18 protein-coding genes are annotated in these 19953 nt (G+C 71.3%); 10 read left to right on the top strand and 8 right to left on the bottom strand.

Annotated features, from left to right (window positions below; translation table 11 throughout):
* Nucleotides 1–996 carry an aldo/keto reductase gene (locus tag OG257_RS35415; RefSeq protein ID WP_329214261.1) on the bottom strand — a complete coding sequence of 332 codons (996 nt, stop codon included), beginning with the start codon at nucleotides 994–996 and terminating at the stop codon, nucleotides 1–3.
* Nucleotides 997–1122: 126 nt separating this feature from the next.
* Here OG257_RS35415 and OG257_RS35410 point away from each other — a divergent pair, with 126 nt between their 5' ends.
* The 4 genes from OG257_RS35410 (at nucleotide 1123) to OG257_RS35395 (ending at nucleotide 4090) form a co-directional block, all read left to right on the top strand.
* On the top strand, nucleotides 1123–1983 hold the full coding sequence (locus tag OG257_RS35410; protein ID WP_329214259.1) for a helix-turn-helix transcriptional regulator: 861 nt from the start codon (nucleotides 1123–1125) through the stop codon (nucleotides 1981–1983).
* A 270-nt stretch (nucleotides 1984–2253) separates the two neighbouring features.
* Nucleotides 2254–2556, top strand: a complete 303-nt coding sequence (locus OG257_RS35405; RefSeq protein WP_329214257.1) for an ArsR/SmtB family transcription factor — start codon at nucleotides 2254–2256, stop codon at nucleotides 2554–2556.
* Nucleotides 2553–2945 carry a VOC family protein gene (locus OG257_RS35400; protein WP_329214255.1) on the top strand — a complete coding sequence of 131 codons (393 nt, stop codon included), beginning with the start codon at nucleotides 2553–2555 and terminating at the stop codon, nucleotides 2943–2945. The genes OG257_RS35405 and OG257_RS35400 overlap by 4 nt, the downstream gene beginning before the upstream one ends.
* A gap of 86 nt (nucleotides 2946–3031) precedes the next feature.
* Nucleotides 3032–4090, top strand: a complete 1059-nt coding sequence (locus OG257_RS35395) for a phosphotransferase (RefSeq protein ID WP_329214253.1) — start codon at nucleotides 3032–3034, stop codon at nucleotides 4088–4090.
* Between the two features lie 39 nt (nucleotides 4091–4129).
* Here the strand turns inward: OG257_RS35395 and OG257_RS35390 are convergent, their stop codons facing one another.
* The 4 genes from OG257_RS35390 to OG257_RS35375 form a co-directional block, all read right to left on the bottom strand.
* The gene (locus tag OG257_RS35390; RefSeq protein WP_329214251.1) at nucleotides 4130–4489 is read right to left on the bottom strand and encodes a VOC family protein; all 360 of its coding nucleotides are present in this window, start codon (nucleotides 4487–4489) and stop codon (nucleotides 4130–4132) included.
* Nucleotides 4490–4654: 165 nt separating this feature from the next.
* Nucleotides 4655–5521 carry a hypothetical protein gene (locus OG257_RS35385; RefSeq protein WP_329214249.1) on the bottom strand — a complete coding sequence of 289 codons (867 nt, stop codon included), beginning with the start codon at nucleotides 5519–5521 and terminating at the stop codon, nucleotides 4655–4657.
* Entirely contained in the window at nucleotides 5521–5937 is a 417-nt protein-coding gene (locus OG257_RS35380; protein WP_329214247.1) for a hypothetical protein, read from the bottom strand. The genes OG257_RS35385 and OG257_RS35380 overlap by 1 nt, the downstream gene beginning before the upstream one ends.
* A gap of 13 nt (nucleotides 5938–5950) precedes the next feature.
* A complete protein-coding gene (locus OG257_RS35375) occupies nucleotides 5951–8866 on the bottom strand; it encodes a CHAT domain-containing protein (RefSeq protein ID WP_329214245.1) in 2916 nt (971 codons plus the stop codon).
* Nucleotides 8867–8989: 123 nt separating this feature from the next.
* Between OG257_RS35375 and OG257_RS35370 the strand changes: the two genes are divergently transcribed.
* Together OG257_RS35370 and OG257_RS35365 are read left to right on the top strand one after the other, a co-directional pair.
* The gene (locus OG257_RS35370) at nucleotides 8990–9634 is read left to right on the top strand and encodes an SMI1/KNR4 family protein (RefSeq protein ID WP_329214243.1); all 645 of its coding nucleotides are present in this window, start codon (nucleotides 8990–8992) and stop codon (nucleotides 9632–9634) included.
* Nucleotides 9635–9736: 102 nt separating this feature from the next.
* On the top strand, nucleotides 9737–10381 hold the full coding sequence (locus OG257_RS35365; protein WP_329215517.1) for a DNA alkylation repair protein: 645 nt from the start codon (nucleotides 9737–9739) through the stop codon (nucleotides 10379–10381).
* A 15-nt stretch (nucleotides 10382–10396) separates the two neighbouring features.
* Here the strand turns inward: OG257_RS35365 and OG257_RS35360 are convergent, their stop codons facing one another.
* Entirely contained in the window at nucleotides 10397–11020 is a 624-nt protein-coding gene (locus OG257_RS35360; RefSeq protein ID WP_329214241.1) for a hypothetical protein, read from the bottom strand.
* Nucleotides 11021–11288: 268 nt separating this feature from the next.
* Between OG257_RS35360 and dhaK the strand changes: the two genes are divergently transcribed.
* The 3 genes from dhaK to OG257_RS35345 are packed head-to-tail and all read left to right on the top strand — an operon-like array spanning nucleotide 11289 to nucleotide 13333.
* On the top strand, nucleotides 11289–12275 hold the full coding sequence (gene dhaK / locus OG257_RS35355; protein WP_329214239.1) for a dihydroxyacetone kinase subunit DhaK: 987 nt from the start codon (nucleotides 11289–11291) through the stop codon (nucleotides 12273–12275).
* 33 nt (nucleotides 12276–12308) lie between these two features.
* Nucleotides 12309–12926: a dihydroxyacetone kinase subunit DhaL gene (gene dhaL / locus OG257_RS35350; protein WP_329214237.1), complete on the top strand. Its 618-nt coding sequence runs from the start codon at nucleotides 12309–12311 to the stop codon at nucleotides 12924–12926.
* Entirely contained in the window at nucleotides 12923–13333 is a 411-nt protein-coding gene (locus tag OG257_RS35345) for a PTS-dependent dihydroxyacetone kinase phosphotransferase subunit DhaM (protein WP_329214236.1), read from the top strand. The genes dhaL and OG257_RS35345 overlap by 4 nt, the downstream gene beginning before the upstream one ends.
* A 57-nt stretch (nucleotides 13334–13390) precedes the next feature.
* Here the strand turns inward: OG257_RS35345 and OG257_RS35340 are convergent, their stop codons facing one another.
* Nucleotides 13391–14524, bottom strand: a complete 1134-nt coding sequence (locus OG257_RS35340) for a GH12 family glycosyl hydrolase domain-containing protein (RefSeq protein WP_329214234.1) — start codon at nucleotides 14522–14524, stop codon at nucleotides 13391–13393.
* A gap of 267 nt (nucleotides 14525–14791) precedes the next feature.
* On the opposite strand from OG257_RS35340, the gene OG257_RS35335 reads away from it, so the two are divergent.
* On the top strand, nucleotides 14792–16186 hold the full coding sequence (locus OG257_RS35335; RefSeq protein WP_329214233.1) for a nucleobase:cation symporter-2 family protein: 1395 nt from the start codon (nucleotides 14792–14794) through the stop codon (nucleotides 16184–16186).
* 87 nt (nucleotides 16187–16273) lie between these two features.
* Here the strand turns inward: OG257_RS35335 and OG257_RS35330 are convergent, their stop codons facing one another.
* Nucleotides 16274–19702, bottom strand: coding sequence for a phosphodiester glycosidase family protein (locus OG257_RS35330; protein ID WP_329215515.1), 3429 nt, complete (start codon nucleotides 19700–19702; stop codon nucleotides 16274–16276).
* Nucleotides 19703–19953: the final 251 nt, after the last annotated feature.

The following is a 19953-nucleotide window of genomic DNA, read 5'->3' as shown; positions in this document are numbered from 1 at the left end:
TCAGTTCCCCACGCCGAGGCCGGCCATGAACGCGGACGGGTACCTGTCACCGCGCGCCGCGCCCGGCGGCACCGCCTTCTCGATCTCGGCGAGGTCGTCCGCGGTGAGGTTCAGGTCGATCGCGGGCAGAGCCTCGGCCAGTCGCTCGCGGGTGCGGGCGCCGACCAGCGGCACGATGGCCTCGCCCTGTGCGGCCACCCAGGCGATGGCCAGCTGGGCGACGGTGCACCCCTTCGCCTCGGCGACCCGGCGCAGGGCTTCCACGAGGGCGAGGTTGTGTTCCACGTTCCCACTCGAGAAACGCGGGCTGAAGCTGCGGCTGTCGCCGGGACCAGCGGCGCGGCCGGCGGACCAGTGCCCGGAGATGAGGCCGCGGCTGAGTACGCCGTACGCGGTCAGGCCGATGCCGAGCTCCCGCAGCGTGGGCAGAATGTCCGCCTCCACCGCACGGGAGATCAGCGAGTACTCGATCTGCAGGTCGGCGACCGGGTGCACGGCGTGCGCCCGGCGGACGGTCGCGGCGTCGACCTCCGAGAGGCCGATGTACCGCACGTACCCGGCGTCGATCATCTCCTTGATCGCGCCCACCGTCTCCTCGATCGGTACCGCCGGGTCCAGCCGTGCGGGGCGGTAGATGTCGATGTGGTCGGTGCCCAGCCGGGTGAGTGAGTAGGCCAGGAAGTTCTTCACCGCCTCGGGACGGCCGTCCGTTCCGTTGAACTCCGGGCCGGGCCCGCGCAGCATGCCGAACTTGACGCTCAGCTGGTAGCTGTCCCGATCCCGGCCGCGCAGCGCCTCGGCGAGCAGCATCTCGTTGTGGCCCATGGCGTAGAAGTCGCCCGTGTCGATCAGCGTGACGCCGTTGTCCAGCGCGGCATGCACGGTGGCGATACTCTCCGCCCGGTCGGCCGCGCCGTAGACACCCGACATGCTCATCGCACCGAGGCCCAGTGCGGAAACGGCCGGTCCGGTGCTGCCGAGGTTTCGGGTCTGCATCGCGTTCTCCTTCGTCGTCGGTCTGTCTTCCACCTTGCGGCGGCGCGGCGGCGTGCGGGAGCGGAGCGTTCATCAGGGGAGAGCCGCTCCCTGGATCGAGTCGTCGCCGCGAGGGATCATGGGGTCATGCAACGCGCCGAGCTCGCCGACTTCCTGCGCCACCGCCGCGAGGCGGTCCGCCCGGCCGAGGTCGGCATCTCCGACGGCCCCCGCCGCCGCACCGCCGGGCTGCGCCGGGAAGAGGTGGCCATGCTCGCCGGCATGTCGGTGGACTACGTCGTACGCCTCGAGCAGGGCCGCAGCAGTCAGCCCTCGACCCAGCTGCTCGGTGCGCTGGCCCGGGCCCTGCGTCTCTCCGACGACGAGCGGGACCATCTGTTCCACTTGGCCGGCCACCAGCCGTTGCCCGCGGAAGGAGTGGCCCGCCTCGCCCGCGCAGGCCTGATCCGCATGCTCGACCTGCTGGGCGACACCCCGGCCCTGGTGCTGTCGGACCTGGGTGAGGTCCTCGCTCAGAACCGGGCTGCCATCCTTCTCACGGGCGACCAGAGCGGCTTCTCCGGAGACCGGCGCTACCTCGTGTACCGCTGGTTCACCGATCCGGCTGCCCGCGCCGTCAGCTCTCCCGAGGAGCGCGAGTACCGCTCCCGCCAGGTCGTGGCCGACCTGCGCGCGGTCGCCGGCCGCCGTTCCGGCGACCCCACGGTCACCGGCCTCGTCGAACGGTTGCAGGCCGCGAGCGACGACTTCCGTCGACTCTGGGCCGAACACGAGGTGGCTGTCCGGCGGGCCGACCGCAAGACCATCCTGCACCCGCGGGTGGGCCGTCTGGTGATGGACTGCGAGACCCTGGTGACTCCTGACCAGGGTCAGCAGCTGCTGGTGCTCACCCCTGCGGACGACGAGGCCCGTGAGCGTCTGGAACTGCTGCGGGTGCTCGGTGTCGAGGAGTTCCCCGTGGGAGCGACGGGCACGCCTGAACAGTGAGGCGGGCCGTGGGTCGCTGAGCACCCGGTCGTCGGCGCGAGCCTGCAATCCGCCCGAGTGGGCATCACCTGGACGGACGCGGCGGATCGGGACGATGCCCTGGAACGCGCACGGAGGGCCGCACCGGGACTGGATGCGGCCGCCGTCTCGACCACCGGCGAGGGCGGCGCCTGACCGCCGGGAGGGCGGCGCCCAGCCGGTGCCTGCGCACTGACACGCAGGGTGCGCCTCGACTTGATAGGCAAGTGAATGTTTGCCTATCCTGTGGTCGTGGCCGACGATCTCTTCAAAGCCCTCGCCGACCCGACCCGCCGCACGATCCTCGACGAGCTCACCGAGAAGTCCGGACAGACACTGTTCGAGATCTGCTCGCGGCTGAGCATGAAGCATCAGCTCGGCATCTCGCGCCAGGGGGTCTCCCAGCACCTCGCCGTGCTGGAGGCCGCCGGGCTCGTCGAGACCAGGCGGGAGGGCCGCTACAAGTTCCACGACCTGAACACAGCCCCTCTGCGGCAGATCGCCGAACGGTGGCTCGTGCCCGACACACCCGGACCGGAGAAGAGCACCTCATGAAGATCCATCTGACCAGCGTCTTCGTCGACGACCAGGCCAAGGCCCAGCACTTCTACACCGAGATCCTCGGCTTCGTGACGAAGCACGACGTACCGCTCGGCGAGAAGGACCGATGGCTGACCGTCGTCTCGCCCGAGGAGCCCGGCGGTACCGAACTCCTCCTGGAGCCCACCGGTCACCCGGCCGCCAGGACCTACCGGGACGCGCTCGTCCAGGACGGCATCCCGTTGGCCCAGTTCGCCGTCGACGACGTCGAGGCGGAGTACGAGCGCCTGCGCGGCCTCGGCGTCCGCTTCATCCAGGAGCCCCTGAACATGGGCCCGGTCACCACCGCCGTCTTCGACGACACCTGCGGCAACCTGATCCAGATCGCGACGCCGCCGCAGTAGGCGGGCGGTCCGTCGACCGGCCCGACGGCGCGGGCGCTCAGCGGATGTCCGTACGCCGCACGGCGGAGCGCCCTACGCTGACCATCATGCCGACCCGGGTGCCGATGAGCGACGAGCTGCGTTCCGCGTTGGGCTCCCCCACGGAAGCCACACTGCTCGACAGCAGCCCGCGCTCCCGGGTGTGGCGGGTCGAGCTGCGCGACGGCGGCCGGATGATCGTCAAGCAGATCACCGATGGCGGCGGCACCGGGCCCGACGGGGACGCGCGCTATGCGCGGGAGGTCGCCGCGCTGCGGCTCGCCGCACGGGCCACCCGTCCGACCGTCGCGCCCGCACTGCTCGGAACGGACCCGGCGTCCCGTGTGATGGTTCTGGAGTACCTGGACGACCTCGGCGCGGTCGACGACTGGACGCCGGGCTACGCCGAGTCCCTTGCCCGGCTGCACGCGCTCACCGGGCCGGCCGATACGGGCACGCTCCCCGCCTGGTCCGGGCCGACGGCCGCCGACGCCGACTCGTTCATCGCCCTCGCCAAGGCCCTCGACGTCCATGTCCCACCCGCGGTGACGAACGAACTCGCCGGCCTGATCGACCGGCTCGAACCCGCGCCCCACCATGCGCTGCTGCACGGCGACCCCTGCCCCGGCAACGACCTGCGGACCGCCACCGGCGTACGCTTCGTCGATTTCGAGCAGGCGTCCCTGGGCAACGGCCTGGTCGAACTCGCCTACCTCCGTATCGGCTTCCCGACCTGCTGGTGTGCGATGTCGGTCACCGGGTCGCCGCTCGCTGAAGCCGAGGGCGTCTACCGTGCCACCTGGCGGGGCCTCACCGGCACCGACGTCCCCGGCGACCTCGCGGACGCCTGCGCCGGCTGGCTGATCCGTGGCGACGCACTCGTCGAACGCGCCCACCGCGAGTCGGTCGACCACCTCGCCCGGGTACCGGCGGAGGACTTCGAGTGGGGCTACGTGTCCGCCCGGGAGCGCCTCGTCCACCGGCTCGGCGTGGTCGCCGGCATGACCCGCGACCACGACCGTCTGCACGCACTCGGCAACCTCAGCGCGGCACTGGCCGCACGCCTGCTGGAACGCTGGTCCGCGCTGCGCCCGCTGCCCACGCAGGACACCCGCCCCTGGGACTGACGGCACGGGTGGTCACCGGCGCATGCCGCTCGTCGCCGGTCAGACGTCCACGTGGCCGGCAATGTTCAGGATGTTGCCGTCAGGTGCGCGGACGAAGAACCGGCGCAAGCCCCACGGTTCGTCGGTGAGCGGGTGCACGATCTCGTACCCGCGCCGTCGTGCCTCGGCGTACGCGTCGTCGACACCCGCACCGACCCTGACCGAGGCGACGGGGTCCTGGGGTGCGGTGGCGTCGCGGGTGAGGAGCTGGAGCTCCGCACCTCCGTGGGGCGACCGGTAGCGGGCGACCCAGCCCAGATTGAAGTCCTCGACGCTCAGGCCGAGATAGCCGGTGTAGAAGTCACGGGCGGCCGCGATGTCCGGCACACGGAGATTCACTGTGATGCGGGTGGCTTCCATCATTGCTCCTTCGAAAGCTGCAGGCATGTCCCGTGGCGCACAGCCCGTGGCGCACTGTGCTCGCACCCTGCAGCCTGCCACCGAGCCACAGCCCCCGTGCCGGCAACGCGCGGGAGCGCCCTCACCGTCGACGTGCCGGGCGGCCGGGGTGAGGGGGCGTCAAGGTCAGGGTGCGGGCGGGGCGGGCGGCTCGGTTCGGGGCAGGTAGGCGCCCTTGGCGAGGATGCCGTCGATCTGCCGGCCTTCCACCGTGGTCACGCGCCGATGGGGCAGTGGTACGCCCACGATGTGTGCCAGGCGCCGGAGTTGGACATCGATGGCGGCTTCGCAGCTGACGCAGAAGTCGTCGGCGCCGCGGCGCCCCTGGGACCAGCCGAGGAGCACCAGGGCGAGGGCGAGCGGGGCGGCCGGCCACCAGAAGACGGACACGACCAGGTAGGGCAGGGCCCAGGCGACGCGGACGGTCGCGGCAGCGTAGTCGTCCCACGCGGCGGAGACGACCTTGGGGGTTCGGTCGCTGTGGAGTTGCCAGAGGCGGGGCCACACCCTGGCGAGGGATACGCCGTACTGCACGGCCACCCGCTCGTCCACGAGGGCGAAGCGGTCGCCGATCCAGGTGGCGCGGTGGGGCAGGTAGCGGTCCGGCGAGGCGTAGCCGCCGCGCCGGGCGGTGTCCAGGGCGAGCCGGCGGCGGCGCCGGATGCCGGGGCCCATGAGGCGGCACAGGAGGACCGACCTGCCTGTCCAGAGCCGGTTCACGACCAGGCTCATCTCCCTGACGAGTACGGCGGTCACGGCGACCCCGGCAAGGAGCAGGCAGCCGACAACGACACCCTTGGTGCTCCGGGCCGTGCCGGCGAGCGCGTCCAGGCGCCGGACCAGGACGTCGACGTCGAGGGCGTGTGCGGCTCCGGAGGGTGCCATCGCCCAGGCGACGACCACGGTCGCGGCGAAGGGCACGCCGGGCAGGATCAGGAAGGCGAACCAGCGGTCGGCTATGCGTTTGCCGAGGTCGGAGAGGATGCCGTCCATCAGCCACCGTCCTCGGAGAGCATCGGGGTCCCGTCGAGATGGCAGCGCGGTTCCGTGGCGTCGGCATTGCGTCCCCGTGCGGGGCAGCGGCCGTGCGGGCACCGGAATCCTTCGATGACGGGGCGCTCCTGCCAGGTCTCACCGGCCGGGAGTCCGGAGGCGCGGGATCCCTCGCGACGGAGCCGGAGTTCGCTCAGGGCCTCGGTGGCGGCCTTGCCCTCGCGGACCTCGGCGAGCTCCCTGTCGAGGTCGGCCCGCCATCCGAACCGGTCAGCCTTCTGTCTGAGGCCGGGAAGGTTGGCGCACAGCCACCCCAGGGCTGCCTGTTCCTCGGTGGGGGCCGGTCGGCGGGCCTCGGCGTCGGGGGCATTCCGACGAGGGCGTCGCTGCCAGGGCAAGCGCACGCGGATGGACATGCGAATCACTCCTCTACGGTCCGATGTGCAGCAGGGAAGACCAGACGTCGACGTCGCGCGGGGCGGCGCGGCGCAGGGACTGCGCCGCGTTGTGGACGGCCTGGGCAGCACGTGCGCCGTCAGGTGCGCCGTGCTCGGTCAGTGTCCGGTACACCTCCCGTGCCGCGTGGAGGGCCTTGTCGCTGTCGACCTCCCACAGGGTGCCCACGACGTGGACGAACGACTGGAGGTGGAGCAGGGCGGCCAGGTGGACGGCCTCGTCGTAGGCGCGCGGGTCCGGGGCGGCGGTGCTGCAGGCGGACAGGTAGCAGAACTCGGCGTCGTCCAGCCGGAGATCGGCCAGCTCCTCCAGCGAGACGACGCCGTCGGCCACGGCCAGTCCGGAGGCGTCGGCGTGGCAGGCGAAGTGCACCCAGTGGGCGCCGCCCAGCTGCGCGAGGACGTCGGCGACGCGTGCGGGATTGAGCGGCACCGCGTCGGGGAAGCGCTGCAGGTACTCCTCGGCCTCCTGTTCCACGGCCGGCAGGTCGGGCCTGTCGGGGGTCCGGGTCGCGGCGACGACGAGTCTCCGGCGGGGCTCCACGACTCGCTCGGCCGACCTGAGCAGTGCGCTGATGGTGGGGGTGTAGGAGGAGACGACCTCGTCGAGCAGGGCGGGGCCGCCGGGCCGGGTGTGGTGGCCCGCTGCGTGGATGGGCAGGGCGGCCAGCGGTCCGGTCGGACACCACCAGATCCGCCGCCCGTCCCGCAGGTGGGGGGTGACGGCGCGCAGCACGGGAACCGCCAGGTCGTCCCACAGGCGTGCGGATATGACGTTGAGTAACGCCTGGTGGCGCCCGTTGGGGTCGACGGACTGCTCGGCCCATGCGACCAGTTCGCCATGGTCGAGCCCGTCGAGCGGCACGAGGACGGGTTCGCCGTCCGGGAGCAGGACTATCGCGTCGCACCGCAGCGGGCTCGCGTTGACCACGACGACGGGCCCGTTCACGGCGGCTCCGGAGAGCTCGTGGTAGTCCCGCCGGCCGGCCGAACCCAGGCGTGCGGAGAGTTCGTTCCACTCCCTGCCGAGGCGGATGCGCCGCTCCACGTCGGCGCCGCCCTCGTCGAGGTGCCATCGGGGCTCGTCGGGCACGTCGAGTTCGGCACGGATCTCGTCGAGGCGTCGCGCCAGGGCGGGGTCGGCGGTGCGGACGCCCTCGACTCCGTCCCGCAGCCGGGCGAGTTGGCCCCACATGACGGCGCGCCCGTGTTCCAGGATCTCGACCGCGTACTCCACCCGGCCGACGGCGATCGCGGCCGCGGCGGCGGCCGTCGACACCCCCTGCCAGCGCCGGAGCAGCCACCGCTGGTCGTCGCGGCGCAGTCCGATCCACGCCAGCTGAGGCAGGAGCTCGACCGCTGCCCCGTAGCCCTCGACGGCCAGGGCTCCTCCGGTGCCGAGTTCGCCGAGGCTCATGGCGGCGGCCAGCCGCGCCTGCAGGGGCGAGGAGGCGCTGCCGGCCGCCTCTCGAAGGGAGTTGGCGGCTGCGTCGATCCTGCCGGATGCGGAGAGCACCGAGGCGTGGACGATCAGGCACGCGGCATGCCACGGGTGACCGGGGCCCTTCTCGTCCACGAGGCGCGCGGCCAGCTCATGGGCCTCGGCCAGGTCCCGTTCGTCGCCGTCGCGGGCGAACCGTTCGAGGAGCGCCCGGACCGTGTCGGGGTCGGGCGCGGCGCGCCGGCCCGCCCGGATGGCGGCGGCCAGCGCCCCCGGGTCCGCCGTGGCGCGGTAGCGGAGCAGCTCCAGCTCGCTGACACGGCCGTGCACCCGGTTCGGATACCGGCGGCCCACGCGCCGTACGAGGGCGAGCGCCCGGTCGAGGTCGGCGGGGTCCCCGCGTAGCTCGTAGCGGTGCCTGAGCGCCCAGGTCAGGTTCAGGCAGACGAAGGACCATCGGGCGAAGGTGAACCAGAACCAGGGGCGGGGCTTCGCGGCGAGCCGGTCGAGAACGGCGATCGCACGGTCCAGGTTGACCACCGCCCCGGTCCACTCGTAGCGGAGGACGAATGCCCGTGCCACGTTCGTTTCGAGCGCCGGCCATCCCAGTGCGAGCATGAGCCGGTCGATCGAGTGCCGGGGCTGAGCGCCGAACGCGGTGGGGCCGTCTCTCAGCAGGTCGTCCAGCGCCGCCGCGTCGTTCCCCCGCTCCGCGAGGAGGTTGATCAGCGCCTCGGTCCGCAGGAACCAGGCTATGGAGGCGAAGTCGCGGGTACCGGACAGCTGGAACCGTTCGGCCTGCTGGACGACCCCGCGCAGGGCGTCCTGCGTCCCGGGGCCGGCTGCGTGGCGGCCGGGTAGGGCTGCCATGGCGCGGACCGCGATGACCAGCAGCCCGAGCATCCGGTCCGCCCACCACGGGACGAACGCCAGCACGGCCGGGACCAGTACCTGGACGCCGAAGGTGACGCCGAGGAAGTTCGCCGTCGTCCGGTCCGACAGGAGTTCCTCGAAGTCCTCGCCCTCGGGCAGGAAGGGCAGCGTGACCGAGAGCCCCAACATGCCCAGCACAGCAAGGAACTTGAGCGGCATCGCCACCGGCTGCCGGACGAAGGCGAGATAGGCGTGCCCCACCAGCCGCCGGTGCGTGACGGTCCAGCTCACCGCGAAGACGAAGAACGCGAAGCAGCCGGCCCCGAACAGGGGCAGCCAGTACGGCATCAGCGGTGAGTCGGGCGTGTACCGGTGCAGCTCGTACGTGGTGAGATCACGCCAGGCGGCCAGACCTGGCTCGTAGACGGCGTTGTGTTCGACGTCGTAGACAGGCTGGTCATGCGGGCCGAACCGGAAGAGCCGGTGCTGCGCCACCTGGTGTCCCCAGCGTGCGCCGACCGTGGCGGCGACCGCCGCCAGCGCCCACACGGCGATCCGCCGCTTCCCCCATGCCATCGCACAGAGGATACGACGGGAGAAGCGCTCTGCGTACCGAAGTATCTACGCTGTGACCTGCGCCCTCGGCATGATCGTTCGTTCCCGGGAGGTTGTCGGCACCGGGTGGCAGGATGCCGTGCCATGACCGCACCGATCAGTAAGTCGTGGACGCTCGTCGAGAACTGGCTCGCCGAGCACGCCCCGGCGACCTGCGCCGCGCTGGCTCCGCCCGCGGATCCTGCGGACATCGCCGCGGCAGAACGCGTCATCGGCCGCCCACTGCTGAAACCCTTGGTGTCGTCGTTGTCGCGGCACGACGGTCTCCTCGACCGGCGCGTCTCGCTGCTGCCAGGGTTCTACCGGCCGATGGGTGCACGCGAGATAGCGGCCGAGTGGCAGCTCTTCACCGGTTTCCACGACAAGCGCACGGCGGACGAGGAAGGTGACGAGGCGGACTACGACTTCATGAAGACCGGGGTCAGCAACGTCCTGTACGGACATCCGCAGTTGATTCCCGTCGCGCGGGACGTTCGTGGGGGGTGCCTCGTACTGGACCACCGTGCCGAGACAGACCGGGGACGCGTCCACCAGGCCGAGGCCGAGCAGGGCATCGTGCGCGGATCTCACGAGATGTGGACGTCCCTGCCGGTGCTCATGGAGGCGATAGCCACGTCGCTCGAGACCAACCGGCCCCTCGACGGCCACACGCCCGTGGTGGACAAGGAGCAGAGGCTGTGCTGGGACTTCAGACCGGTGGGCGATGACCGACCCCTGCCGCGGTCATGACACCGCAGCGTGTACGACAGGAGGCGGGCGTCCGTCGTAGGCTGAAACTCGCACGTGAACGGACAGGAGGCTCAGGTGGCCGGGACGACGGTGGCCGAGGTGATGGCCGAGCTGGCCGAGCTCGAGGACCCGAAAGCGCGCGCGGTGAACGAGAAGCACGGTGACGACCACGGTGTGAACCTCAGCAAGCTGCGCGCCCTCGCGAAGCGGCTGAAGACGCAGCAGGATCTCGCGTGCGGGCTCTGGGGGACGGGTGACACCGCGGCGAGGCTGCTGGCGATTCTGATCTGCCGCCCGAAGGCGTTCGAGCGCGACGATCTGGACGCCATGCTGCGCGAAGCGCGCACGCCCAAGGTGCACGACTGGCTCGTGAACTACGTGGTGAAGAAGAACCCGCATTCCGAAGAGCTGCGCCTGGTCTGGTTCGCCGATCCGGATCCAGTGGTCGCGAGTGCCGGCTGGGCACTGACCACCGAACGCGTGGCGAAGAAGCCCGAGGGCCTCGACCTCTCAGGACTGCTCGACGTCATCGAGGCGGAGATGAAGGACGCCCCGGACCGCCTGCAGTGGGCGATGAACCACTGCCTGGCTCAGATCGGGATCGAGCACGCCGAGCACCGCGCCCGAGCGATCGACATCGGTGAGCGTCTCGAAGTGCTCAAGGACTACCCGACTTCCCCGGGCTGCACCTCTCCGTTCGCGCCCGTCTGGATCACCGAGCTGGTGCGCCGACAGCACGCCCAATAGCGGCTCAGGGGTACCTCAGGTACCGCTGAGCGGCGAGCCCCACGTGCGGTCGTGGTGGGCTCTCCCCGTCAGGTGCGCAACCAGCAGCCCCGCTGTGTCCGGGGCGGTGGCTCGGGGGGAGCCTGTCGCGGTCAGGGCGGCGGTGAGCCGTGCATGCGCCGACTCCGGGCAGTGCATGTCATTGAGAAGGGGAAGGGCGAGCAGGAGTCGGGCGGCGGGCTCCTCGACCCCTTCGGCCGCGGGAGCGGGGTTGTCGGCTATGTGGACCAGCTGGTTCCAGGTGAGCCCGACCCCCGAGAACCCTCCTTCCCAGGTGGCGATCTGCTGTGCGTAGCTCCGCCCCGGGTGAGTGAGGAGGTAGTCGATGGCGTAGTCGCCGACCATGTTGCGGTAGACCACGACGACTCCGGACCCGTCTGCCGCGGGCAGCCGGAACACGGGCCAGCGTCCGGGATCGAGGAGGATCTCGGACAGGGCATCGGCATCGGCGCCGTCGTCGCCGAACCACTCCGGAACAGGACGCTCGGCACCGACTACGTCGGCGCACATCGCCATGAGGTAGTTCGACCAGAAGCCCGGGCGAGCCGCCAGCGACTCCCCCGCAACCAGCGGGCCGCAGTCGTATCCCTTGATCAGCACCCCGCCAGCCTGCCACCCTGGGTGACCGCACACGCAACCGCGGTCCCCACCCGAGGCCCGCGTCCAGCCTTCCCGCCTCCGGCGACGAGCCCCGTCCAAGCCTCCGGGCATCACTGACGGCACATCAGTACAGTCGGCACCAGCCCCGCCGGAACCCGTCGTCGGGGGCTCGGGCAGTCAGGATCAGCAACTCGCGCCACATCGTACGACCCGCAAAGACACTGGTCAGAGCCCCGTCTGACAACCCTGCTGGGAGATACCGTTGAGAATGCTCATCAACGTGCCGGAGACCGTCGTCGCGGACGCGCTTCGCGGCATCGCCGCCGCCCACCCCGAGCTCACCGTGGATGTCGAGAACCGTCTGGTCGTGCGGCGCGACGCGCCCGTGGCCGGGAAGGTGGGGATCGTCTCCGGCGGCGGGTCCGGGCACGAACCCTTGCATGCGGGGTTCGTCGGGCCGGGGATGCTGTCCGCCGCGTGTCCCGGCGAGGTCTTCACCTCCCCCGTGCCCGATCAGATGGTGCGGGCCGCCGCCGCGGTCGACAGTGGTGAGGGGGTGCTGTTCGTCGTCAAGAACTACACGGGTGACGTGCTCAACTTCGACATGGCGGCCGAGCTCGCCGAGGAGGAGGGCATCCGGGTCGCCCGGGTCCTGGTCGATGACGACGTGGCGGTGACCGACAGCACGTTCACGGCGGGCCGTCGCGGCACGGGCGCGACGGTGTTCGTCGAGAAGATCGCCGGTGCCCTCGCCGACGAGGGTGCGCCGCTGGACCGGGTGGAGGCCGTGGCGCGGCAGGTGAACGAGTCCTCCCGGAGCTTCGGGGTGGCGCTCAGCGCGGTGACCACTCCGGCGAAGGGCAGCCCGACGTTCGATCTCCCCGGTGGGGAGCTCGAATTGGGCATCGGGATCCACGGCGAGCCGGGTCGGGAGCGGCGCCCGATGATGACGTCGGGAGAGATCGCCGACTTCGCCGTCCACGCGGTGCTGGAGGATCTGCGGCCGAACGGTCCCGTGCTGGCCCTCGTCAACGGGATGGGCGCGACACCGCTGCTGGAGCTGTACGGGTTCAATGCCGAGGTACACCGGGTGCTGGCCGAGCGGGGCGTGGCCGTGGCTCGTACGCTGGTGGGGAACTACGTGACGTCGCTCGACATGGCCGGCTGCTCGGTGACGCTCTGTCAGGTGGACGAGGAGATGCTACGGCTCTGGGACGCGCCGGTGCAGACGTCTGCGCTCCGCTGGGGCCGGTGAGTGCCCGGCGTGCGTGAGGAAACAGGAGATCATGTGCTCGACACCGACTTCTTCCTTCGCTGGATGGCCGCCACCGCGGCGGCAGTCCGGCGTGAGGCGAGCCGTTTGACCGACCTCGACGCCGCGATCGGGGATGCCGATCACGGAAGCAACATGGAGCGCGGCTTCACCGCGGTGACCGCGGTACTGGAGAAGGATCCTCCCGCAACACCCGGGGGCGTGCTGACGCTCGTGGGGCGGCAGTTGATCTCGACGGTGGGCGGGGCGTCCGGACCGCTGTACGGGACGCTGCTGCGGCGTACCGGAAAGGCGCTGGGCGAGACGCCCGAGGTGACTCCCGGTCAACTGGCCGAGGCGTTCGGTGCGGGCGTCGCCGCTGTGGCTCAGCTGGGCGGTGCTCAGGCCGGGGACAAGACGATGCTCGATGCGCTGCTGCCTGCCGTCGACGCACTGGGGGTGTCGTTCGCGGCGGCCCGGGACGCGGCTCAGGCAGGTGCGCTGGCGACCGTGCCGTTGCAGGCGCGCAAGGGCAGGGCCAGCTACCTGGGCGAGCGCAGCATCGGACATCAGGATCCGGGCGCGACGTCCTCGGCGCTCCTGGTCGCGGCGCTCGCCGAGGCCGCGGAGACGAGCGGCGGAGGAGACGCGTGAGCGAGGAGAAGCAGGTCGGGATCGTCCTGGTGTCGCACAGCGGCCCGGTGGCGGAGGCCGTCGTGGAGCTGGCCAAGGAGCTGGCGGCCGGTGGGGCCACCGCCCCCGTGGCTGCGGCCGGGGGCACCTCCGCCGGAGGGCTCGGGACGAGCGCGGAGCTGATCGCCGGGGCTGCGAGGTCGGTGGACAGGGGTGCGGGGGTAGCGCTGCTCGTCGATCTCGGGAGCGCGGTCCTGACGGTGAAGGCCATGCTGGCCGAGGGTGACCAACTGCCCGACGGTGCGCGGCTGGTGGACGCGCCGTTCGTCGAGGGCGCGGTCGCCGCACTGGTGACCGCGTCGGCGGGGGGCGATCTGGCCGCGGTGGAGGCGGCGGCCGTGGACGCGTACGACTACCGCAAGGTGTGAGCGGAGGCAGGCCGTCCCGCGCGGGGCGGGGCGGCCTGCCAGGCATCACCCGCGCGTTCAGGTCACCGTGCAGACCGCGCCGTTGAGCGTGAACTGCTGGGGCTCGGTGAAGGCACCCGAGTACGTACCCTGGAAGCCGAACGACTGGGTGCCGCCTGCGGCGATCCGGCCGTTGAAGCCCACATCGGCCGCGGTCACCGCGCCCGAGGACGGCGAGAGGGCCGCGTTCCAGGCCTGGGTGACCTTCTGTCCCGACGGCAGGGTGAAGCCGAGCTTCCAGCCGTCGACAGGTGCGGTTCCGGTGTTGCTGACCGCGACGTCGGCAGTGAACCCGCCCGACCACGAGTTCGTTCCGTAGGCCACGCGGCAGGTGCCGGGGACCTGCGGCTCACCCGGGTTCTCCGTGCCGCCACCCGTGTTGACGGCCGAGGAGAAGGAGGTCACTCCGAGGCCGGCGCCGTTCTGCCAGGGCTCGAACCCTGCCTGGACGCTGGTGAGGTACCAGGAGGGCTGGGCCATGCCCCGGGCAACGGTCTGGTCGACGAAGTCCATGACGTCGAAGGTCCAGCTGCTGATCGCGGACGGCGCCACGAAGGAGATCACGTCGTTGCCGCCGTTGCTCCCGGTCCAGACCTCCCAGGTGCGGCCGGCGACGGAGGCGGTGCCCGCCTGCGAGCCGATCGGCTGGATGGGCCCCACCCGGTTGAACCAGATCATGATCTCGGTCCGGTTGACTCCGTCGGTCTTCGGCTCCGGGTCGAGCCAGATGTCGTAGGACGCGTTGTAGACGGCGTTGTCGACGTAGGCGTACGAGATGCTGCTCGGCGCGCTGCTGATCGAGCTCAGCCGCTCCGGAAGCGCGGTACCGGGCGAGCAGTTCGTGTAGTGGCAGCCGTTGAAGACGGACGGGTACGACTTGGGCGCCCCGTTCGTCGGAACCGACCCGCCGGCCCGGTCGACGGTGAAGCCGTTCGCGGTCACGTTGACGCACTGCTCGTCCGCGGTGCCCCAGCGGTTGTTCTGAACCACGTACCGCCCCTGGATCACGGCCGTGCCGTACTGGTCGCAGATCAGGGTGTCGGCGTGAGCGGGCGTCGCGACCGTGCCGAGCGCCGCGAGCGAGGCCAGCGCCACGAGTAACGCCGTCACGGCGCTCCGTGCGGACCTGAGAGAGACGATGAGGCTCTTCATGATGTCCTTTCGGTAGGACCCGATGATGGGAGCGCTCCCAGTTCTTGCTCCGGCGTGGAACCTATGGGGCTGCTGGGACTCTCCACAAGAGCCCCTCCGTAACACTTCCCGCGCCTCCCCGAGCCGGACGTCTCGCGGACGGGTCGCGCGGGACCCGTCGGGTACGACACATCCCGGCAACAAGCACGCAATCAACAAATTGTTTAAAGCCCTTACGGTCTCGTGCTGTTGGACCTTCTCCGTCCCCGCCCGTCCTTGGAGCGCCCCATGGTGTCCGCAACACCCGTACATCCCGTCGACGCGGTCCCACCGATACGCCAACTGGCGGCCTTCGGGCTGCAGCATGTGCTCGCGATGTACGCCGGCGCGGTGGCCGTGCCGTTGATCGTGGGCGGCGCGATGAAACTGCCGCCCGCCGATCTGGCCTATCTGATCACCGCGGACCTGTTGATCTGCGGGGTGGCGACGCTCATCCAGTGCGTCGGCTTCTGGCGCTTCGGTGTGCGTCTGCCGATCATGCAGGGCTGTACGTTCGCTGCCGTCTCGCCGATGGTGCTGATCGGCACGGAGGGCGGCGGGCTGCCCGCCATCTACGGATCCGTGATCGTCGCCGGACTCGCGATCGTCCTCCTCGCCCCGGTGTTCGGCCGGCTGCTGAGGTTCTTCCCGCCGCTCGTGACGGGCACGGTGATCCTGATCATCGGTGTCTCGCTGCTGCCGGTGGCCGGCAACTGGGTGGCCGGCGGCGCGGGTGCGCCCGACTTCGGCGCCCCGAAGAACCTCGCCCTGGCGGGCTTCGTCCTGGTCGTCGTACTGGCGGTCCAGGGCTTCGCGCCGGCCTTCCTGAGCAGGATCGCCGTGCTGATCGGTATCGCGGTCGGCCTGGCGGTGTCGGTGCCGTTCGGGTTCACGGACTTCGGCGGGGTCGGGGACGCGCACTGGGTGGGCATCAGCACGCCCTTCCACTTCGGCGCTCCGACGTTCCACGCCTCGGCCGTCATCGCGATGCTGGTGGTGGCCCTGGTGACGATGACGGAGACGACCGGGGACTTCATCGCCGTCGGCGAGATGACCGACCGCAAGGTCGAGCCGCGCGCCCTGGCCGACGGCCTGCGGGCCGACGGTCTGTCCACGGTCCTCGGCGGCGTGTTCAACACCTTCCCCTACACGGCGTTCGCCCAGAACGTGGGCCTCGTCGGCATGACCAAGGTCCGCAGTCGCTGGGTGGTCGCCGCGGCGGGCGGGATCCTCGTCCTGCTCGGGCTGCTGCCCAAGCTGGGCGCCGTGATCGCGGCGATTCCGGCTCCTGTGCTGGGTGGTGCGGGCCTGGTGATGTTCGGGACCGTCGCGGCGAGCGGCCTGCGGACCCTCGCCCAGGTCGAGTTCAAGGACAACCACAACCTGACGATCGTCGCCGTCTCGGTGGCGATGGGTGTGCTGCCGGTCGGGGTGCCCACGCTCTACGACCAGTTCCCGGACTGGTTCCAGACGGTGATGCACAGCGGGATCAGCGCGGGCTGCCTGACGGCCATCGTCCTGAACATCCTCTTCAACCACCTTCCCTCGAAGGCGGGTTCACCGGCGGCCACCGCCGCACCGGTCGGCGTACCCGTCAGCCGCGGCGAGGAATCCGTCCAGAAGGCCGGAGATCAGCGCGTCTGACCGGACCGGGCGCGGTGGAGCCCCGGCCGCACCTTGGGTTGCGGCACCGGTGCGGCACCCTCCCCAGGGTGCCGCACCGGTGGTGGCTCAGGCTGCCGGGGCGAGCACCGCCCCGGCAGCGACCTCGATCCGCACCTGCCGGGTCGTTCCGTTCACACTCACCGCGAGCGTGACGGTGCCCGGCCGCAGTGCGGTGAGCGTGCCGGTGACAGTGTCCAGCGCCGCGACGTGACGACCGCGAGCGCCGTCCGGTCCGCCGATGTGGAGATTCGGGGAGCCCGTCCAGTCGGCGCTGAGCGGGAAGGCGACCGGCACGGTCCTCGACCCCTGGGTGACGCTCGCGCCGACCTTCGTGCGCTCTCCCGTGCCGATCACGGACGGCGCGTCGAGGGTCAGGGCGTCGACGTGGGCGCGCGTCTGGGCCGAGACCCAGTCGGGTCCGCCCTGCCACGGCCGGTGGCGCGCCGTCGCCCGTTCGGCGGGCGACACGCGGTCGGCGCCGATCAGGCTCCAGCCGGTGAAGCCTCCCTCGTCCGCCGGCCCTGCCGGCGCCTTGCCGGAGTTCCCGTTGATCAGATACGGGACGCCGTCGACGTGCGAGGCGTGGAAGACGCCCACATGGCTGCCGATCAGGGCCGCGCCCTTGCCCGTGGTGCGGCGGAATCCGGCGAGCCACTGTTCGACGAGAGCCGCTTCCTTCCTGTCGCCGAGCTGACTGCCCTTCTGCACGGTGGGGTCGCGCGGCGGTACGTGCTCGATCAGCATGACGGAGCCGACCGACGAGTCCTTCGCTGCCGCGTCCAGCTGCGCGCGCAGCTCCTTGATCTGGGCGAAGCCCCCGCCGCGCAGGCTGAGGCTCGACGTGTCGAGCGTGATGACGCGGGTGCCCTTGTGGTCGAACGTGCGCTGGGCGGGGCCGAATTCGGTGATGAAGTTGTCGATCTTCCCGCCCATCACCTCGTGGTTGCCCGGTACGTAGTACCAGGGCAGCGCGTCCCCGAGTTCCTCCTCGAGGACGCGGCGGGCGAAGGCCAGGTCCGCGGGTGATCCCTCGTCGACGAGGTCTCCGTTGACGACCAGGAAGTCCGGCTGTGCGGCCTTGATCTCCTGCAGGGTGCGACGGGCCTGCCGGACGATCGCGCTGTCCGGGTCGCGGGCGACGAACTGGGCGTCGGACATCACCGCGAACTGCCAGTCCCTGCGTTCGGTGACGGCCGCAGGGTCGATCAACGGGTCTGCGGGGGCTGTCTGTTCGGGAAGCTCGACGGTCGGCGGAACCTGGGCGGACAGGTCGTCGATGACGATCTCGCCGGTGTACTGGCGGGCGGCCGCCGTCTCGGCGAGATAGAAGCGGTACACGGACAGCGGCATCGCCACGCCCTGCGGTACGGCGAAGGTGACCTGGCGCCAGCCCGTCCAGGTGACGTAGGGGCCGCGCAGCAACTGGTCCGAGCCTGCGGCGTCCTTGAGGTGCAGTGTCGGCCAGGCGCCGTTGCCGTCGCCCTTGATCCACAGGGTGAACGACTGGGGCTGGCCGGGTACGGGAACGGGCTGCGGCGGCGCGGCGTAGGCGGCGCGCGTCGCGGTCGACAGGGTGAAGTCGTAGGTGAGCCGCAGTCCGGTGCCGGTGTGCCCGTCGGGTGTCGCGGCGAGGGAGCCGGCAGCCCTGGCCTGGCTGAACTTCCAGGATCCGGCGTCATCGAAGGCCGACACCGCCTGCTCGGCGAGCCCGACACTCACCGCGAGAGTGGTGCCGACGCCCTGGACGGTGGCCTTGATCTGTCCCGCACCGCTGCCCGTGAGGGACCTGACGGTGAATGAGCCCCGGCCGTCGTCGTCGATGTCGAACAGGGCCCGGTCGTAGTCGAGGGTGACGTCGTCCGGCTCCACGGGTGCGCTGGTGCCGTGGGCGTCGAGGCCCACGATGCCGAAGGTGCCGGTGGCCTGCGTGTCCGCGAGGCCGACCCGGACCGTCGTGGGCTGGATCCGGACCAGCCGGTCCAGGACGGTGAGCTGCGTGGCGCCGTGGGCGCCGGCCCGTTCGGCCCGCACGTCGGTCGTGCCGCTGCGGCGGGCGGTGAAGGTGCCGTGGGAGTCGATGCTGCCGATGGCCGGGGCTGCGGTGCGCCAGCGCGGAGTGCCTCGGGCGGGCCCGTACGTCTCGTCGAATCCGGCGGCGGTGAGCTGTCGCGTCAGGCCCGGGAAGACGCGCTCGGGGTGGCCGCCCCTGACGGGGTCGGCGCCGGGGGCGGCGCCGGCGGGTGTGCGGGTCTCCACCCAGAATCCCTGGAGGCTGCCGCTGCCGTCGGGCGCTGTGAGGGCGAGGCCGTTGGGTACGGTGCGCTCGCTCCCGTCGGACGGGCTGTTCTCCACCTGGAGCGTGTCGCTTCCGGGCTCGCGGGCGACGAGCGTCGAGGAGCCGCCGCCGTCCAGGTTGAGCGCGCTGTACGAACCGGCCTGACGCATCATCAGGCCCAGCTCGGTGAGCGTGACACCGCCGCTGTCGGTCTGGCGGCCGTCGACCGTGACGACCTGCATGGTGCGGCCGTCCTTGGAGAAGCCGACCGCGGTGCGGGGCGCGGCCGTGTTGTTGCCCTCGGCGTCGTGGTTCTGGGCGGCACCGTCGACGACCAGGAGCTCCCTGCCGCCGACGGCGGTGCGCGGCACGGCTCCGCCGTCGGTGCGTGCCCGGTACTCCATGGCGACGGGGTCACCGGGCTTCAGGGCGGTCAGCAGGGCCGCTCCGGCCTCGCGTCCGACGAGGACGGTGGTGCCGTCGGGCACGGGTCCCGACCCCGGAGTGGCCGACACGGAGACGACCCTGCCGCCCTGTACGGCTGCCTCGGCGACGGGGGACGCGTCGTCGACGGTCAGGGCGCGGTCCGCGCTGCCCCAGGCGGAGGTGTAGGCGCCCACTCCCCCGGCGGGTACGTTCGCGGCGTTGTACGCGGCGAGAGGATGCTGCCCGGAGGGAAGCGTCAGGCTTCCCTCGAAGTACAGCTGCAGAACCCGTCCCGCGTTCTCCGGACCGATGCCCACAGCACGGTTGACGCCCGGGGCGGGCGAGTGCACCGGGCTGCCGTCCTTGATTCCGGGGCCCTGCGGCGCTCCGGTCTGGTTGATGTCGAAGAAGTCCGCGTTGATCGCGGCCACGGTGCGCCGGCCCTGACCCGGGTCGTGCCCGGCGGCGAGTTCGGAGACGGTTCGCCGTTCCGCGACCTTGCCGGCCGAGAGGTAGTCGGCGCGGGCTCCGGCGTCCAGGTCGACCGAGAGGGTGTCGACCCGCAGCCACTTGTCGGACTCGAGCCGGTCGTAGGAGCTGAGCCGGATGCCGGGGGCGAGTGGGCGGGAACTCCGGGCGGTCTCGATGCCGTCGCCGTCCACGACGGCTCTCGCCCCTCCGGACGGACTGCTCGCGGGCGGCGGGGCGACCGGTCTGAGGATCTCGGCGGAGTTGCGGGGACGCGGATCCGGATTCGAATCGGCGGCTGCGGGCGCCATGGCCCCGAACGCCATCGCGGTCACCGTCGCGAGCAGCACGAGTGGCCGCACTGCGGTGCCGAGTATGCCTGGGCCCACAAGTCCTCCTGGTGCAGAGCTGGTTGCGCCGGCAGTAAGCGCTGTCGGCGGACAGCATGGCCGGGTGTACGGTGCCGCACCAGAGGACAACGAGGACATCAGGAGAAACAGCCGGCGGCGAAGGAGTGACCGTCGGTGCCGGGCGGCTCGGCGCTCGGCCGAACGGGCGTTCGCCGGTGGCCTTCGGG

The sequence above is a fragment of the Streptomyces sp. NBC_00683 genome, from assembly GCF_036226745.1.
GTDB lineage: Bacteria > Actinomycetota > Actinomycetes > Streptomycetales > Streptomycetaceae > Streptomyces.
Note: the sequence above shows the minus strand (reverse complement) of the source record. Positions and strands in the feature narration are given on the sequence as shown.